This is a genomic window from Bacillus sp. FSL R5-0422, from assembly GCF_038610765.1.
Classification (GTDB): Bacteria; Bacillota; Bacilli; order Bacillales; family Bacillaceae; genus Bacillus; species Bacillus pumilus_O.
On sequence record NZ_CP152014.1, the window covers coordinates 2,711,007 to 2,727,416 of the forward strand.

At 42.0% G+C, this 16,410-nt stretch carries 19 protein-coding genes; 1 reads left to right on the forward strand and 18 read right to left on the reverse strand.

The window, feature by feature from the left end:
- Positions 1 to 4: 4 nt before the first annotated feature.
- From MKX52_RS13945 to MKX52_RS13970, 6 genes are read right to left on the reverse strand one after another with little or no spacing between them, the layout of a single operon-like run.
- Positions 5 to 271, reverse strand: a complete 267-nt coding sequence (locus MKX52_RS13945) for a DUF2577 family protein (protein WP_088002023.1) — start codon at positions 269 to 271, stop codon at positions 5 to 7.
- A complete protein-coding gene (locus tag MKX52_RS13950) occupies positions 268 to 1,278 on the reverse strand; it encodes a hypothetical protein (protein ID WP_012011036.1) in 1,011 nt (336 codons plus the stop codon). Before MKX52_RS13950 ends, MKX52_RS13945 begins: the two co-directional genes overlap by 4 nt.
- A gap of 11 nt (positions 1,279 to 1,289) precedes the next feature.
- Positions 1,290 to 1,958: a LysM peptidoglycan-binding domain-containing protein gene (locus tag MKX52_RS13955; protein WP_012011037.1), complete on the reverse strand. Its 669-nt coding sequence runs from the start codon at positions 1,956 to 1,958 to the stop codon at positions 1,290 to 1,292.
- Positions 1,951 to 6,054 carry a transglycosylase SLT domain-containing protein gene (locus MKX52_RS13960; RefSeq protein ID WP_342490886.1) on the reverse strand — a complete coding sequence of 1,368 codons (4,104 nt, stop codon included), beginning with the start codon at positions 6,052 to 6,054 and terminating at the stop codon, positions 1,951 to 1,953. Before MKX52_RS13960 ends, MKX52_RS13955 begins: the two co-directional genes overlap by 8 nt.
- Entirely contained in the window at positions 6,055 to 6,192 is a 138-nt protein-coding gene (locus tag MKX52_RS13965; RefSeq protein WP_088002055.1) for a hypothetical protein, read from the reverse strand. It lies immediately after the preceding gene.
- Positions 6,193 to 6,233: 41 nt separating this feature from the next.
- Positions 6,234 to 6,674 carry a phage portal protein gene (locus MKX52_RS13970; RefSeq protein WP_012011040.1) on the reverse strand — a complete coding sequence of 147 codons (441 nt, stop codon included), beginning with the start codon at positions 6,672 to 6,674 and terminating at the stop codon, positions 6,234 to 6,236.
- A 163-nt stretch (positions 6,675 to 6,837) separates the two neighbouring features.
- On the opposite strand from MKX52_RS13970, the gene MKX52_RS13975 reads away from it, so the two are divergent.
- The gene (locus MKX52_RS13975) at positions 6,838 to 6,945 is read left to right on the forward strand and encodes a putative holin-like toxin (protein ID WP_082179342.1); all 108 of its coding nucleotides are present in this window, start codon (positions 6,838 to 6,840) and stop codon (positions 6,943 to 6,945) included.
- Positions 6,946 to 7,186: 241 nt separating this feature from the next.
- Here the strand turns inward: MKX52_RS13975 and MKX52_RS13980 are convergent, their stop codons facing one another.
- The 12 genes from MKX52_RS13980 to terS are packed head-to-tail and all read right to left on the reverse strand — an operon-like array spanning position 7,187 to position 16,366.
- Complete coding sequence (locus tag MKX52_RS13980) at positions 7,187 to 7,630, reverse strand: phage tail tube protein (RefSeq protein ID WP_003213309.1); 444 nt, start codon at positions 7,628 to 7,630, stop codon at positions 7,187 to 7,189.
- Between the two features lies 1 nt (position 7,631).
- Complete coding sequence (locus MKX52_RS13985; protein WP_012011041.1) at positions 7,632 to 8,978, reverse strand: phage tail sheath family protein; 1,347 nt, start codon at positions 8,976 to 8,978, stop codon at positions 7,632 to 7,634.
- A 3-nt stretch (positions 8,979 to 8,981) separates the two neighbouring features.
- Positions 8,982 to 9,194: a hypothetical protein gene (locus tag MKX52_RS13990; RefSeq protein ID WP_012011042.1), complete on the reverse strand. Its 213-nt coding sequence runs from the start codon at positions 9,192 to 9,194 to the stop codon at positions 8,982 to 8,984.
- On the reverse strand, positions 9,181 to 9,636 hold the full coding sequence (locus tag MKX52_RS13995; protein WP_342490887.1) for a phage portal protein: 456 nt from the start codon (positions 9,634 to 9,636) through the stop codon (positions 9,181 to 9,183). The genes MKX52_RS13990 and MKX52_RS13995 overlap by 14 nt, the downstream gene beginning before the upstream one ends.
- 4 nt (positions 9,637 to 9,640) lie before the next feature.
- Positions 9,641 to 10,138: an HK97 gp10 family phage protein gene (locus MKX52_RS14000; RefSeq protein WP_012011044.1), complete on the reverse strand. Its 498-nt coding sequence runs from the start codon at positions 10,136 to 10,138 to the stop codon at positions 9,641 to 9,643.
- Positions 10,135 to 10,491 carry a YqbH/XkdH family protein gene (locus MKX52_RS14005; RefSeq protein ID WP_058013843.1) on the reverse strand — a complete coding sequence of 119 codons (357 nt, stop codon included), beginning with the start codon at positions 10,489 to 10,491 and terminating at the stop codon, positions 10,135 to 10,137. The genes MKX52_RS14000 and MKX52_RS14005 overlap by 4 nt, the downstream gene beginning before the upstream one ends.
- Positions 10,488 to 10,871 (reverse strand): DUF3199 family protein, encoded by a 384-nt coding sequence (locus MKX52_RS14010; protein WP_342490888.1) that lies wholly within the window; start codon positions 10,869 to 10,871, stop codon positions 10,488 to 10,490. The genes MKX52_RS14005 and MKX52_RS14010 overlap by 4 nt, the downstream gene beginning before the upstream one ends.
- 13 nt (positions 10,872 to 10,884) lie before the next feature.
- Complete coding sequence (locus MKX52_RS14015; protein ID WP_088002015.1) at positions 10,885 to 11,808, reverse strand: phage major capsid protein; 924 nt, start codon at positions 11,806 to 11,808, stop codon at positions 10,885 to 10,887.
- Between the two features lie 22 nt (positions 11,809 to 11,830).
- Complete coding sequence (locus MKX52_RS14020) at positions 11,831 to 12,919, reverse strand: XkdF-like putative serine protease domain-containing protein (RefSeq protein WP_342490889.1); 1,089 nt, start codon at positions 12,917 to 12,919, stop codon at positions 11,831 to 11,833.
- Between the two features lie 38 nt (positions 12,920 to 12,957).
- Positions 12,958 to 14,415 (reverse strand): phage portal protein, encoded by a 1,458-nt coding sequence (locus tag MKX52_RS14025; protein WP_012011049.1) that lies wholly within the window; start codon positions 14,413 to 14,415, stop codon positions 12,958 to 12,960.
- Complete coding sequence (locus tag MKX52_RS14030; RefSeq protein WP_342490890.1) at positions 14,412 to 15,725, reverse strand: PBSX family phage terminase large subunit; 1,314 nt, start codon at positions 15,723 to 15,725, stop codon at positions 14,412 to 14,414. Before MKX52_RS14030 ends, MKX52_RS14025 begins: the two co-directional genes overlap by 4 nt.
- A complete protein-coding gene (gene terS, locus MKX52_RS14035; protein ID WP_217016318.1) occupies positions 15,722 to 16,366 on the reverse strand; it encodes a phage terminase small subunit in 645 nt (214 codons plus the stop codon). The genes MKX52_RS14030 and terS overlap by 4 nt, the downstream gene beginning before the upstream one ends.
- Positions 16,367 to 16,410 lie beyond the last annotated feature (44 nt).

Genomic DNA, 16,410 nt, shown 5'->3' on the forward strand with positions numbered 1-16,410 from the left:
TCCCTTACAATTTGTCGATGATGTAGAAGGATTGCCCTCCTGCCATTGCCAGCACCATTATGCTGTCTCCCCTTTTCAGTTCATCATCCTCACCCTTATTTAGACGCTTTGGCCAAATCAGTAATTCTTCCGGAATGATCAGTTTATGGTTGTCATTTAACCGGATGCTTACAGGAGAAACTGCCGTGACTTCTCCAACCACTAGATCAATTGGGGAGGCGGCATCTACAGCATTCACTGCTAATCGTTTAATTGCTTCACTTAACCTCACGCTTGATCACCCTTTGGAATGGAATTTTTCTCAACGACATCAATTGTCATGGTGTGTTTCACTCCACTAAATTCATGTTTGTCTTGATCGATCCAGTAGGTTTTTTTCACGTTGATTTCAGGGATTTTCAAATAGATTGGAAGACCGCTTTGCAGTTCAGGAATACCCAGCGCTTGGATGCTTTTGACTTCTTGTTTCACGCCTTTTTTCTCTGCCAGCCGTACTTTGGCTCTTTTTTGCAGCTGCGGTTGGTTGATTTGCCCTGTAACCGTCTCAACATGTTGTAAAATACCGTATTTACTCTGACCTGCTTTATCCTGTTCGACCACTACAATCTCTGATTTGCTGCCTTTTTTCTTATTTTTCCCCTGTTCATCTGCAGACGTGCGCAGCTTAACACGAGTGGCTGTTTCTTCAATCGAGGTACTGTACTGATAGTCAATGAGATTGACACCTGATTCAATGACCCATACGTCCTCTGGATCTGGCCAAGCTCTAAGCCCCATCTTTCCTTTAGCAGAATAGATTTGATAGTTTCTGCCGGTTTGCCGCTTTGTTTCTTTTAATGCTTTCAGAATCATGTCATATAGGCTCGTATCATTTTTAAACACTAGCGATTTTATGACATGACCGGTATTGGCGATGGAAGTCATGGGAATTTGAAAGTCAGCCCCTATCCGTCTCAAAATTTGATCTGCTCTTTGTTTTGAAAAAACATAGACATCTTGGTTTTTCACCAAATATTGAAGCATGTCGTATGCGGTAAAGGTTAGTTTTCCTTCAACAGGCGTCCGAGAAAACACAATGCCTCTGAACAGCTCTTTTCCTTTCCATTTAAAAAGAACCGTGTCCCCTTCTGAGACACGGTAATATGTTTGACTGCCTTGTTTAGTAATAATATTTGCTTGAATAGAGCGAGGGGCTTGATACCTTTGCCCCTGAAGTGTCACACTCTCTGTGACAAGCTCATACATGGTGCCGCTTCTGATGGCAAAAAGCTCGATCAATGCCAGCCCCCCTATTGTGGTATTTTTAACCTTTGTCCAGGGAAAATCCAATGCCCCGGCTGCTTAATATTGCGTTTGCTCCGTTTAATCATCGCTAATTTATTGGCATTCCAAATACGCCGCCATTTTGTACTGTCGCCATAAAATCTGCCTGAAATGGCCCATAGCGTATCCCCTTTTTTGACGGTGTACATTTTTGGTGGTGTTTTTGAAGGCCTTTTCTTTTTCGTTTGTTTTGCTTTTTTCTTTCGTTTGATTTTCCTAGGCGATGCGGTTTTGTATTCCTTTAACTCGATCGTAAATTCACGATCGCCAATATCATATGATCCTTCTTTATGAGTGAAGCTTTCAATGCTACACGTCATATTGATTTTTGTCCCCGTTACAATGAGCCGCACCGACTTCTTTGATCGCATCATTCGTTCTATTTTCGCTATCGCATTCTCTGGTGATGGAATGCTTTTATATTCAACAATTGGCGAATATTTCTTAGGAAATAATGAAGTGAATGATACTTGTTTAGCCGATGGGACATCTATAAAGGTTAGTTCTCCAAAAGAGGCAACCTTTACCGTTTCATTTTGTACGTTATTTGTGATTTCAAGTTCGGATGGAAGGACAGGGAATCGCAACTTGTCCTTTCCTTGGGAAATCCACAATTGATACACTGATTTACCCATCAATCACGACCCCCTTCGTTCCTGTATGAAGCTCTACTTCCAGTTCATCTACGAGCATTTCTCTAATTTTTTCGACAAGCGATTGCTGATCTTGTCCATTATGGAAATGCTGATCCCCATTAAATTGAATGGTAATTTGCTTATTATTTGACGATGCTGCACGACTAGAAGACTGAGCTGAGGTGACTTGCTGCATTTGTGATTCTGGTAAAGGAGCAGACGCATTTGCTGGATCATATACTTGCATCCCAAGTGCCTTGGCTGCCTGCGTTAATAAATACCTTCCGCGTATGCCTCTTTCTTCAGGAATGATCCATTCGCGTTTGTTTCCTTCACCGACTCTAGCAACTTGCTCCTGAGTAATCAGTCCACCATTTGCGTAGCCTTTATAAGGCCCGCCTCTTCTCATACTTCGTAATCCCGGTGTATTGAAGACTGTTCCATATCTGCCCTTAATGTAGTTAATGGCAGCTACAGCATTATGAATTGGGTTCCAAATGTCATTCATGCCTTTGCCTTTATTGGAGTTAAACGTCGGTCCAATGGTTTGCATTAAGCCTTTAGAAGGCGTTCCCTTCTTGGCGTTGGAATCCCATAAGTTGATTGCTCTCGGATTTCCATTCGATTCATGCTGTGCAATGGTCATAAGACCTGGAAGCCAGTTCATCGATGTGCCAGTTGCCATGAGAGCTGCCATGAGCCATTGCTGAACACTAAGACCTGAAGACCCCATACCACTGAAAGCTCCAATTAATGAACCAGCCTGATTTTCAGCAAATTTTTTCACATCCACTGAGTCGAGTCCTTTGACGACACCGATCGATGCGAATTTCCCAAGACTCATCATGACGCGTGAAGGGGAATGAATGTCTAATTCCTCTCTAAACGCCTGCTCTACTTTCTTCGCCATTTCTTTGGCAGCTTGTGTGACTTCACTAGCTTTTGAACGCATGCCGTTGTTAAAAGCATCCATCATTCCTGAGCCCCAGCCTGGTGAGTCTTGTTTTGCTTGTAGAAAAGGTTGTTTGATGTGCTGATCTACGTATTGGCTAGTACCAACTGATGTGGCATTTTGACCTGTGGCAAAACCACTAACCGTTCCAGAACCCCAAGTTGGTGATGCTGTCATCACTTGCTGGTATGGTGCTTTTACACGACTTTGCAAAAAGCTGTCTGTTCCTGTTGGTGTCACCTGCTGACCATTCGCAAAAGCAGCAACTGTTTGCTGACCATACTTACTTGAGTCTGAGGTCAATTGAGCAAAAGGCTGCTGAATATTCTTTTGCTTCCATTGATCAAGTGTAATCACTTTTTGATTTAATCCCTGTTCAAAATCCTTATTAAATTGCTCGCCTATGCTGGAGGCTTGAATGTTCCCAGTCATCGAGACAGATCCGTCTATTGAACCGACAGAAGATGATGAAGCTACTGCTGTAGGAGCTGAAGAGCTTGATACTTGATTTCTAGCTGCTCCGCTTGGCATAACAGACATTCCAAGATGAGAAGCAGCCTGAGCAAGCAGCATCTTCCCGCGTCCTCGGTTATTTTGAGTTGGAATGACAAATTCGTTACCAGCTTCACCGACCCATGATAAGGTTGGTTGGGTGATATAGCCGCCTGTGGCTTTTTTGTCAGGGTCTCCAAAGACATGTTTCAATACAAAATCAACCCCACCACCAGCCTTATTAAACAAATCTTTAACCCAACCAAATGCTTTAGAAAACCCATCACCAATAGCTTCTGCTACTTTTACAATCGGCTTTTGAATGTTGTCTTCAAACCATTTGGATAATCCACCCCATATATCTGTCACCAATTTATACGCTTCTTCAAACTTTTTAGCGAAACTGTCTTTAATGGTTCCTACCGTATCTACAAGTGGATTCCACACATTTTCCATAAACCATGTCGATACAACTCCAAAGATTGACTGTATCTTTTTCCATGCATTTGATAATGCGGTCCAAATCCCTGTAGCAACTGTAACAACTGTACTGCTCAGTGGTGTCCATACGTTTTCAATAAACCAACCCGCTACCGCACTGAACGTTTCTTGTATCCATGTCCATGCATTGACTAAACTTGACCAGATAGTCGTTGCTACCGTAACGACTGTGTCGCTAAGCGGTGTCCATACGTTTTCAATAAACCAACCTGCTACTGCACTAAACGTTTCTTGTATCCATGTCCATGCATTGACTAGATTTGTCCAAATGGTCGTTGCTACCGTAACGACTGTGTCGCTGAGCGGTGTCCATACATTTTCAATAAACCAGCCTGCTACTGCACTGAACGTTTCTTGTATCCATGTCCATGCATTGACTAAACTTGACCAAATGGATGTCGCGACTGTGACAACCGTACTGCTTAATGGTGTCCATACATTTTCTGTGAACCAAGCCGCGACTGTTGACCAAACTTCGACAATTTGATTTTTAATTTCAATGGCTTTTTGGCCAATCTTTTCAAACCCGCCGCCATCAAACCATTTTCCAATTGTTTCACCGATAGATTCTCCGCCCATACTTCCAGCGATGCCGCCTACTAGACCGCCGATGGCTGTACCTATCCCTGGGACTACGCTTCCAATAGCTGCACCTGCTGCAGCACCTGCCATTCCGCCAGCGATGCCGCCTCCAGTCGTACCAATCTTTTCACCAGCATTATCTTTGTTCATACCGATGAGATTTGTTGCACTAAGTACACTTCCTAGAATAGGTACTTTCTTTAATAACTTGCCGCTCCCTTTACCTATACTTTTCATCGCTTTCCCTAATCCACTTAACCCCTTGCTACCTTTCACTAAACCCTTAAGTCCACCAGCTGAAGCTGCGATACCCGCACCTTTCTTTAGTCCATTAGGGATTTTCCCAAATAATTTACCTGCATTTGTTTTCAGTTTCCCTAATCTACTTGGAGGTCTTCTATTCATTTCGGTTCTTGATGTAGCATTTGGATTTCTTGTCTGTCTTGGTGAGCGACCATTTCGATTTTTAGTTTTAGTAGATCCTCCCCTGCTTAAACCTCTTGCACAACAGGGGCAACAACTATTGCGAAACAAGCCTTTTCCACCTCGTGACTGAGGTTTCGTTTTGGGAGCTGGATTTGATGGTGTTGATGTTGGTACTGTTGTTGGTGCTGTTGTTGGTGCCTGAGTGGTACTCTCACTTGATTGATCACTTGCACCTAAGAGTCGATCTAATCCAGCCTTCACCAATTGGTCTAGTTTTTTTTCAGGATTAAATTTAATCTTCTCTTTAATTCTTCCGATCACATCTTGCTTGTACTCTTCTATTTTATTTTCAACCCAAGGAAGTGCCTTTTCATCCCAAAACTTTCTAGGACTCAATTTTTCCTTCACTTTATCTGCAACGTCACCTGCATATTTTTGAATTTCACTTAATCCCTTATTGGCAAGGTTCTGGATCCAGCTCTGTTTAGGATCTTCCGTTTTCACTGACGGACTAACAGCCTCAGGTTCCTTTTTGATGCTTTGTTCTTTCACAACCGACTCTGCTTGATCTCGTTTTTTCAACTTACTCTTTGCATTGTCTTGAACAGACACTCTGATTTCGTGTTTAGACATCGTCAAACTTTTGAGTGTCTTTTTGATTCGTTGAATTGCAGCGGTGGCTTGGTCAACCATGTTTAATCTCATATAGTACGTTCTGTTCATGAGCTGAAAGATAGATTTTTTGATTGATGACATTTTACCTGACAATTGATCATTTAGTTTAAACGTCAGCATAATGGGGCTTGTTCCCGCTTGCTTGAAACGATTTATGCTGGATTTAATGACATCTAGCCCCTTCGCTTGAATGGATATGACCAAGTGATTCGGGAGCATATTTAATTGATTATTTAATGCTTTCAGATCACGAAAGATTCCTTGATCCAGTCTCATGGAGATCATTGATATTTTCCGAAGCGATAAACTGAAGTTTTTTAATTTCTTGTCATCTATATCCAGGTTTATTTTTACCGGTTTTCTAAATGGTTTGAGCTGCTTCTCAAATGTTTGAAATCGCTTTTGAATTCGCAGCAGCTTCTTCGATACTTTGTCTTCTAATTCAAATCGTGCAGTGAGTTTCGCCAATTATTTCCCTCCTTTCTTTGCTTCTTTTTCTAGCATGTCTAGCTTGTAGCTGATGAGTCCGAATAGGAGTGCTTTGAACGGTCTTGGTGATTCGTATAAATCTAGGAGTTCAGATGGGGAGTAGTGAAGCTCATGCATGGCGTAATATAAAAACACGGCTTCTTTATCCCCATCTTTTATTAGTTTTTTGCTGCTTCTTCTAAATCTTCAATTTCGTCTTCAAATCCGTTGATTTCAATGGCCTTGTTTAACCAGTTTGCGTATTCACCGCCGACAGATAATACACGTTTTGCGACTTCAACTGGATCTTGTGTGCTGTAAGCTTCTCTTAGTTCCTTTGAGCGGAAATCTGGGTAAATCGTTGATTCAATGGCAATACGTGCGTAGAATCGTTGGCTGTCTAAGTCTTTCACGCGGCCTCTTCCTTTGACATTTTTGAAGGTCGTGTTTTCTTTTTCCAGTTCATCAATGCGTTCAGTTGTAATGGCTTTAAAGACAAAAGGAATGACATTCCCTTTTTTATCAACAAAACGCTTAGAAATCGGCACTTTGACCTCTTCTGCTTCTACTGTTTGTCCTGGCATAAAAAATGAAAGATCAAATGTTTGTTTTTCGCTCATGTTTAAAAACTCCCTTTGTTATGTTTTTTTGAATGCAAAAAAGCACATCCATTTTTGAATGTGCTTTCCAATCTTTTCATGTATAATAGACATCGTACAATTTAATTGAACGGCTTACTCAAGGGCGGTCTGGCTCATCCCCGTTAGAAAGGGGGTGATGCTTATGTCAACGTTCGAAGCGATTAGTTTAATGATTGCTTTTGGGATTTATACCCTAAGCATTTTGACTTTAGTCGTGACATTGTTGGCGCTTTTTAAAAAGAAAAAATAGACCTCCCTTGAGCTCGTGGAAAAGTTAAAGGGTTAGGTCTATTTCAATTCTGACTGTTACTTTGGCTACCCTAGGGATAAGCCAGCCCACTTGATGGGCCAAAAATTGTACATTGGGGCCGGGATGTTGACGCATCCTGGCTTCTTTTTATTTTATGCAAGTTGCACTATAGATAAACCAAGCGCAACAAATAATTATATATTGATTATATATTCGATACTCTTATAAATCAAACTAGAAGTTAAAAAGAATTCTTCAGCTTTTCAGGAAGATCAAAGTCCTCGAACGTAAACGGAACTTCTTCTTCTAGTGCTTCTGAATCGACATCAAGTCCAGCAATTTTAGCTGAATCAAAGTTGACATCAAATAATGTTACACGCTCAGTACCTCGGCCTGATGATTTATCGTCAATCACCGCTTGAAGAGTGAAATAAGGATCTTCCCCTTTTTTCACATAGTTGAGCATTAATTGAACGAAACGAGATGTAACTTTATAGAATGTGGCCGTTCCTGTTCCATTTGCCCCTGTTGTTTTATGACCAGTCATTCTTCGGCCCATCACGTTGACTTCTGATTTATTTTTCTCCACGTTTGCTTCAAACGTTTTGATAAAGGCAAGCTCCTCACCTTCTAAGAAAAGACGACCTTCTTTACCTGAAATTGTATTTTGCGCTTTAAAAGCCATCTTACTTCACCTCCACATTGAAATAGAATTTTTCTGCTGCATCTACTGGTTGAACAGCTAGATCGATGATAAACCCATCACGATCTTCATTGAGACCGATGACGATATCTGTTTCTGAATTAAAGCCTGTAATGCCGCTGCCATCTTGAAGCTGCGTGAGATACTGTGTAATCAGTGTTTTCACAAGTTGCACTCCATCATCGGATGCTGGGATGTCATTGCCATTGGCTTTGCGTAATTTAATCAGATTTTTTAATTCGAACGTTAAATCATTGTTGATGGCATCAAGCACACGAATGATTTTGTTTTTCGCCATTTGCTGATTCTTTTCAGCTGTGAAACTTGTTAAAGAGTTAATATCTTTTTCAACACTCACCGTGCGATCTCTCGCATCAAAGGTGAAGAGGAACTCCCCTTGTGATAATCGGTATTCTACTTGATCATTATCAAGGCGTTCTAATGTATCCACTGCTCCTTCGTATTCAACAAAGGTGAGTGACTGATTGAAGTTTGCACCTGCACTAGCCCCTGCGACCCAAGCTGTTGTTTGAGCTGGTGTTAGTTCTGTTCCATCTTCCAGCACGACACCACTTGTCACATTGATGATGCCTTCCTGGTCAGCTGCATAGTTCGCGACAACGCCTTGCACCTTACGTCCTTGCTTATCACGTAGACGCTCGATAAATGAAGCGAAGGTTGCTTTTAATTGCTCACTATTATCGACTGGGAGCGCAATGACATCAAAGTATTCTGTTTCTGCTGCTTCTAGGAAAGCTGTATAATCTGCGACACTTGCCACACCGTTTTTTCCGCCGCTTAGTGCCACACCAGCTGTGATCACCGCTTCCCCTTCACCAGAAAATTGAACATATTTGTTTTTCACAAGATCTTTGACATCCGTCACAATCTGCTTATCCACAATATCTGTTCCAAGATAAGTAATGACGTCACGTTTGGTGCTGTCGAGTACATTTTCTGCCACTTGAATGGTGATCTCATTTCCTTTTAGACCGCCATAATTAGCTGTAACCACAAAGTTTTCTGAGATTTCAGCTTTGGCTGGCTCCCCTTCGTTTAAGCGGTAAAGCAAGACTGTTTGCGCTTTTTTCTTTGCTTCACGGAAAAGAAGAAGCGACTTGTCATCAATATTGAGTCCAACCTTTTTATTTAAGTCTTCCATATTGGAAACGGAAATAAAGGTTTTTGGTTCTCCCCAGCTCATCACAAGAGGAAGTGCCACCGTACCTCGATCGCCTAAAGTAATTCGCTGCTCTGCTGTTGTTTTAAAATTAAAGTAAATGCCAGGACGCTTTTTCTCTGTACCTGGTGTAAATGTGCCTCCGTTCATCCTTTAAACCTCCTTGGACAAAAAAGCATCAATGTGCTTTTTCGCTTCTGTTTTTGTAATTGGTTGATGTTTGATATAAAAAAGAGCACCTTCAAGGATTTCTGGTTTTACCCCAAAAAGATCCTTACTGTGCTCCTTTAAGGCCTCAAATGAAAAGCCAAATTCTTTTTCTTCGCCAGCTACTTGAGCGGGCTCTGCTTTTTTAGTCTTGCTCACGTTTGATCACCCCATCTGAAAAGTTGATGTCTTCAAGGCTTGCTAGTTTGTCTCGGTTGTACCAATAACTGCTATCCCACGTCAGGACAATCGCTGCTACGCCTTGATCTAACATTCTAGTATCCACTCTTTTTATGCGGACATAATCATCAAGCACCTCTCCATCTTCACTCATCATCTGAATCATCTGACGATCAGCAAGCAATGCATCAACAATGATTTCTGCCGCGTTATGCGCTTTTTCTGAATCCATATGAAACACTTTCACTTGCAAAGAATAAGATTTCATAAACGTAGATACCGTATCTGGACCGCTGATCACTGTTACAGGCGGTACATAAACGGATGGCACTTGAAAACGCTCTGGTAAAAGTCGATCATACATTGTTACAGGAAAGTGTGTGTAAATATAATGCATGATTGCCCCGACTTCTTGATTCATTTCATCACCTCCCAAAATGTCGATCGAACCAGCTTTGAAGCTTTCGATCCAGCGATTGTTCAAACATTTGCTCATAAAGCATGACAGCATGATCCCAGTAGCCATTTCCATCTATCCATTGAGAGGCAAGCATCATTCCTGTCTTTGCATTCGGATCATATTCAAAGCGGCTGCCGGCCCATCTGCCAGGCACCCATCTTCGCTCTCCATTTGAAGAAGTAGCATGTCCGTCATTGACATAGGAGGCATATTCAAGCTGCGTTCCCACTTCAAGCGTGAGACCACCTTTTGATATGAGAAAATGATTTTCCTTATCTCCTTGCGAAAAGGAGCTAAGAAGCCGGCCTGTATCGACAGCATTTTCCTTGATTAGCTCATCCTGAATGATGTCCAAAAGCTCTAGGCCCATGTCCTCTAGCCAATCTTGATATTCCGCTTTTAATCCGCCGGTACACGCTGTTTCCAGCTGCGAAAGCAGCCGGTCAAGTCCATCAATTTTCATAGATTTTCCTTCCTGACTGCCATCACTTCAATGTGATGATTTTTCACTATTTTGGGCTGCTGCAACTTAAGTGAGACGCCATTCCACACCATTTTGTCATGCAGGCGAATATCACTTGCTAAAGGGAAATGGACAAGATAGGACTGATAAATCACTGTATTTGGCTCTTCTTGCACAAGTGACTGATTCTTTTCTATGACATAACAAGCCAGATCTGTCAGGCTAGGCGCATCAGGATAGGAAAGCGTCATTTGTAAGTCATCAGCTGGAATCCCGAATTTTCCTCGGGAAGCCTCCTGATGTTCAAGGTGAAATAGATCACAGCGGTCTGTTAAGAGAGATTGATAACTCATAATGATCTCACCTTTAATTTGGTACTGCCGCGAGTTAATGATGGTTCAATGTAATCGACAAGCAGGGCATATACATAAGGTTTGCCTTTTACTTGATCAGCTGCCTTTGCATATGAATAATCACCCATTTTTTCTGACGTAAAGCCCTTCATCATAGATTCATCATCATTCAACATGGCAAAATATTGGGCCATCTTTAATAATGCGATTCTTGCTTTTTCAGGGAGGGGCTGATATTTTTCGCTTGAGAAATCATGACCTACGATCTGAAATACCGCAGCTTCTGCTTCAATAATATCTGCTGTCAGTCTTTCTATAGATCGATTTTTCACACGCTCAAATACAGAATAGGCTTGCAGTTCTTCAGGAGAAATCATCATGGCCTGCTGTCACCTACTCTTTCACTTTCATCACTTTTGCTACAGCATCCTCTTCCTCAAATTTGCTGTCTAGCTTCGCTGTCAGAACAATAATAAATTTCCGGCTACGAATATCTTTTTCTACTTCAATTCGAATATGACGAGAAAACCCTACGATAATATTTTTAGGGTGTGTCAGCAAAATATCTGATACGTCTGTTCCCGCTTCGTCATATGGCTGCATATTGGCAAGGCCTTTGACCGGTACACCGAATGCAGAAGAAAGTCCGCCTTGAATCACCGCATCTCCGAGAGTTGTCTGGCGGTTTGCTACTTGATCCTTCCACTCCACTTCTAAACTTGGGGATGTGTAAAATCGGAAATCCTGAGGTACACGTAAATATTTTGACGGCATTGCTTTATAGGCTTGTTTCAACATTTGGCGGCTAATTTCCGCTCCATTTGCATCCACAATATGAGTGACTGCTTGTTTTCTGACACCATCCATTTGGGCTAAAAATGGATCAGATGAAGTCGTATCTCCATTGACGATGAGCTCTTCAATATCAACTGCTGCTCGTTCAGCCAGCATTTGCATAATTGTCTGCTGAATTCCGTCTTTTTCAATATTGTTTTCAATGCTGTCGTAGGTCATATGAATTTCTGCAATGACCTCTTTTGCATTTAGATGGACAGTGCTTGTCGCTGGGACCACACGGTCTTTTGCATCAAGCGCTTGACCTTCTTCTGCTGGACGCAAAATACGCTGGCCAAAGCCGATTTTTTCAATTTTTTGTGAATCACTTTCCATCGGAATGATGCGGGCATCATTTAAAACGGTTGGTGTGTTTTGCATCATTCTAATGAATGTGTTGGATTGGGTTGCGTTCATGAGACCGCCGGTTTTTAAGCTGGCAAGTGTCATTTCGGCCTTGCGAATCAACTCTTGATTTCTCACACTGTTTCCTCCTTATATCGGCTTATAGTAAGCCATCCCATATGGGTTTTGTCGTGTCGTTTTGTGTATCGTGAATTGTTTGTTTTGATATGCCCCTTGCCTTTTCAAGCATGTGAATACGCTCTGAAATAGGCAAAAGCTGCTGCTGAAGCACTTCCTGCATCGCTGCTTTTTCTCTGCTGGCTGATTTCTCTAAGGAAGAGAGCTGATGACGAATTGGTGCAACGACTTGTTCGAGCACTTTTTGGACAGGTTCTTCCCCTGTTTGTTCTGTTTCCTGTTGATCAGCCTGCTGCAAGACGTTTTCGATGGCCTTTTTTGCTTTTTCGAGCTCTTGTACTTGATCCGTCGTCAAAGCAGACTCTTCTTTTTGTACATCTGCTGGCCTTTCACCAATCGCTTGAAGTACATCCTCTGTCTTCAGGATGTCCTGCACGATTGGAATGAGCTGTTCTAAGGAAGCTCTTACATCCGCCTCATCAGCATCACTTGACTGTAAGGCTTCCAGCAGATCGTCTAAAATGTTCCAAAATGGTTGTGACATGTTTGCACCTTCCTCTTTTAAAAAGAAATTTTTCAGCAAAGAAAAAAGCCCTCTCTCATTTGTGTCTTGAGATAGAAACCGATCTTGTTCTTCTATCGCGACGATGTCCGCCGTTCCGGCCATTGAATAGCCTGTAATGTGGCCTTTTTGAATTTGATCCCAAATCTCTTGGGAGGCCTTTGTCACAAGCACCCAAGATCCTTTTCGAATGAGCTCCCCGCCCACTTCAACGTCAGCTGGGGCAATATATGATTCAACCACTTCGCCGACACCATCCTGAAAATCATGCTGCTTGTCAATATGACGGGCATCCTTCATAAAGCCGTGCGCTGCTCTTTCAATTTCCTTTGCTGTCATAAAGTCTTGATGTGCATCAGGCGTATTCGGCTCATACACGACACCGTACACGAGGCGATGAGCATCTTCTGCCTTTGTCAGGACACTGACCTCTTTTTGAAAGTCGGGCCGCTTTTTCTTTGCTTTCATCAAAAAGAATTTCTTCTTGTTCGCTGCTTTGTCCACGTAGGAAACATGCGTAATTTTAGCGTTTTTTAGTTCTCTTGGCATATGTTCACCCCCTTTCAAAAAAGCGCAACAGCTTTTGTTTATTTCGTTAGTTGGTCCGGCTCTGATTGAGGCTTTTCTTCAGCTGATTTCATACGGCTTTCTAAAGGTCGGTGATACAGTTCCTCAGGCCATTCCTCTAACGTTTTTCCGAGAATTCTTCCTGCTAGATCGCGCAAATCGTTAGGTGACACTGCCCCCGCTTGAATAAATGGCGTCAGTACCTTGGCAATCTCTAATGGGTCTCTAAAATCAGGACCATTTAATAGAAAACGGACATGCCACATATCAAGATCCGGTAGGAAAAGCGTATTGAGTTTTCCTGTGATGAGATGTCGTTCCGGCTGAAATACTTGCTCTTCTGTTGTTTTACGCGCGGTATCTGCTGTCGCTTTGTTATAGTCTTGAGACTCACCTGTGTAAATTGGCGGAAGGCGAAACGCCGAGCGGATTTTGTTTCTTGTTTTTTCATCGTATTCTAAAAAGAGCGCATCTTCTTGCAGGATCTCGGCTAGAGATTTGAAGTTTACTTTGACATTTGAGACATCTTCTTCTCCCGTCAACCCTTTTTCTGTCGGGAGACCTTCAACTTCAAGCAATAGAAATTTATGTGCATGATCAGATCCTTCAATATCGTCCATATAATCTTGAAGCTGCTGATAAGAGGATTCTGACAGCATCCCATTTTCGACAATGATGGCACCTGGTACATGCCGCCCTTGTTTAAAATAAAGATAGTTCAGCTCTTCTGCCTTGCGTGCTCCGTACATATTGACGATGTTGCCAATCCAGCGGGGGATCCCATACGTACCGCTGCCAATTTTAAAATGAATCACTTCTGTTGCACGAAGCGGCTCTGGTGTGGTGTCATCGTATTTGCCTGTTTCACAGTTCAAAATGCGCGGATCACCATACTCCTTAAAGAAGACTTTCTTTTCGTTGATCACCTGCACATATTTGCGGAATCGTTTCTTTCGATTCATTGTCTTCAATTCGCCATTTTCTGTGAAACTGAATTCAACATCGACTGGCTCACTAAGCTTGCAAATGCGGATATGGAGCGCATCTAAATACTCGATTCCTGCTGGCTTTCCTTGTCCATCTCTCAGCACCTCTAAAAAACCATTTCCCGTTTTCTCTCGGTCTTCGAGGACATAGCCAAGAATCACATCAGCGGACTCATCATAGTTCATGTATTTCGTAAACTCTTCAAGTCTTGTCCATTCCTTTTCTGCGGCTTTCTTTTTTGCCGGTTTTACACCTTCTGCATTAAAGTCAAAGGCGTATTCCACTCCAAATCCAAAGCCTAAAATATTCGTTTTGTACGCATCAATACATTGCTGAAGAATGGTTGAATATTCTGCCATGCTTTTTAATTCATTGATGTTGTAAGGCGGGGGAACAATATCATCTTTTTCATAGGAAAATTCATCTGCATACATTTGTTTTGTATGATCAGACATGTTTGCCTTCATAATCGTTGCTTTCAATTGTTTCATTGTATGGATCTCCTCTCTCTGTTTGGACGGACACGCTCTGAGGCAGTCTGTTTCAAATCCGTCACTTCATAATCATCCAGCGCATACCAGATGGCTGATAATGTATGCGGATCGATTTGAAATGCATCTTCCTCTAAACGTCCATCCTTATCTGCCTTATAGGTCAGTGATTGAAGTTCATAGATTGAGTGCGGACAAGCATCAGAGCAAATGATTTTCTTAAACCGTTTGATCTTTTTCGTATATTGCAAACGCGAGCCTTGGAACTTATGTGCTGCCACCATTTGAAATCCAAGCTGCCGGAAATAGTGAATGGTTTTAGGTTCGGCTGCATCGGCTTTGATGAGTTCCTTTGATTCAATGAACTCTTTTAAGTCAACGGCTGTTTCATCATCTGTTTTCCCGCGGTCGTAATATTCCCAGTAAATATATAAGTACTTTTTTTCATGATCGACAGCTAATCGAATGAGCGCATTGTATGATTCAACAAATCCAAAATCCATGCCTGCTCGTTTTAGCGGACGATCCATCTGTTGAATGGCTTCTAATACATCAGCATGATTTCTTACCTCGAATTGAGGAAAAACCTTTGTTCCATTGATGCCGAAATAGCCCTGCCTCGCAATTCGATAGAGGTCTGGATCGTATTCCTTCAGCTCATCCAGCTGCTTCACATAGCTTTTAGGGAGAAATAGGTTATCTTCCGCTGTGGAGTGATGATAGTACGTATCTTTGATCACAACAGTGCGTTTTTTGTATAAGGTTTCGTCATCTAAGACAAATCGCTTCAGCTGTTCATCTCGAAAGAAATGTCTGTACGTCCAATTATCTTGACCAACAGGATTGGTTGATAACATCATATAAAGCGGTAAGGACGGATGCCTCAGCCTTCCCAGCAGCTCTTTAAAGCCTTCATAAGAAACCTCTGAACACTCCTCAATCCAAATAATCGAGATGTTGTTGATTGATTTTAATTTCTCAGGCTTGTCCAGTCCTTTGAATAAGATGCTGCTGCCATTTCGAAACGTCAAGGCAAGCGGCGAACTGCGGCACTTCACCACATGATCGATGCCAAGATCGCTGACGATCTCTTGTAAGAGAGAAAAGGTTGATTCGCGGTGCGTATCATATACTTCTCGAATGACAAGTGCTGTCCGCTTTTCTTCCAGTAACTTTAAAATAAGTTTTAACGCAATGTGATAGCTTTTCGAGGAGCCGTAGCCGCCTACTAAAAATTGAAACTTCTGATTCCAATCGAATAGAAAGTGTTCAAAGTGAGGATTGACTTCTTTTTCAATCAACGGCGTCATGAGTGATCCTCTTTTCGCTTGATCATGATGTGAAGATCTTCCTCTTTTTCTTCGCGCACTGCTTTTTTTGTTTTTTCGATGGTCAGTTCAATTTGCTTTAGCCTTAATCTTCGTTCATCCTTCGCATGTGCGAGCTCTTCAAACTGTTTAATGAGACGCCTGAGCTCTCCCATCGCACGGGATTGGGCATTTAAAAAGGTAGCATGCCGATCCCATGAAAATTGAAACGAATATTCTTCTGTGCTCATTTCTTGCTCTGGTTGAATGCCTTCTACTGTTTCTTCTAATGAAGAAGGCATGTATGCCGCCTTTTTCAGCTCTTTGATCATGTCATCTTGATCGGACACATACATAATGCGCTGCGCCCGAATAATGGCAGCATATTGAATTTGAATTTGATCCCAGATTAAATCAAGCGATGTACGCCCGCCCATTTTCTCCATGATTTCAATCGTTTCATCTGAAAAAAACTGATTGAAGATCGAGTGTGCCTGCTTTGACGAACCTTTTTGCCTTTGCCATCCGTATCGTCTTTTCCATGATTTCACGGTATGGATTGAGACATTGTAATGATCAGCAATTTGCTGGTACGTCATCCCTTTCATATAATCTTGCTTGGCTCCTATCCGTTTATCTTTCATTTACATTCACCTGCCGCCTCCTTTTAATTCGAACGATTTCCTGT